The 442-nt window shown below is 74.9% G+C and carries 1 pseudogene; it reads left to right on the top strand.

The features are described 5' to 3' along the window. Nucleotides 1-80 precede the first annotated feature (80 nt). A pseudogene (locus RNB18_RS52240) lies at nt 81-442 on the top strand (segregation/condensation protein A); the annotation flags it as partial.

The raw sequence follows: 442 nt of genomic DNA, 5'->3' as shown, positions 1-442 counted from the left end.
GCGCACCGCCGGTAGCCTGCGGTGGGGCCCGCCGACCGGCGGGACCCCTCCGCGCCCCCCCGCACCACCCCTGGCCCACCATGCCGACGCCCGCCGACCCCCCCACCCCGCGCCGCCGTGGCCTGGGGCGGGGGCCGGGGACGGCTCCGGTGCCGGTACGGGGGCCGGAAACCGTTCCCGTACCGGAGGCCGCTCCCGTCGCGGACACGGAGCCCCTACGGGAGCCTGACGCGGAGCCCGAGGCCGTTCCCGTACCGGAAGCGGAGGCCGAGCGGGACCCCGAGCCCGTTCCCGTACCGGAGCCCGAAGGTGACGACAAGCGGTTCACCGTCCGGCTGGTGAACTTCGAGGGCCCCTTCGACCTCCTCCTCCAGCTGATCTCCAAGCACAAGCTGGACGTCACCGAGGTCGCGCTCTCCAAGGTCACCGACGAGTTCATGGC

It is taken from the genome of Streptomyces doebereineriae (genome assembly GCF_031845645.1).
Taxonomy (GTDB): domain Bacteria; phylum Actinomycetota; class Actinomycetes; order Streptomycetales; family Streptomycetaceae; genus Streptomyces; species Streptomyces canus.
The sequence above is the reverse complement of the archived record's forward strand: the minus strand, read 5'-3'. Positions and strand labels throughout refer to the sequence as shown.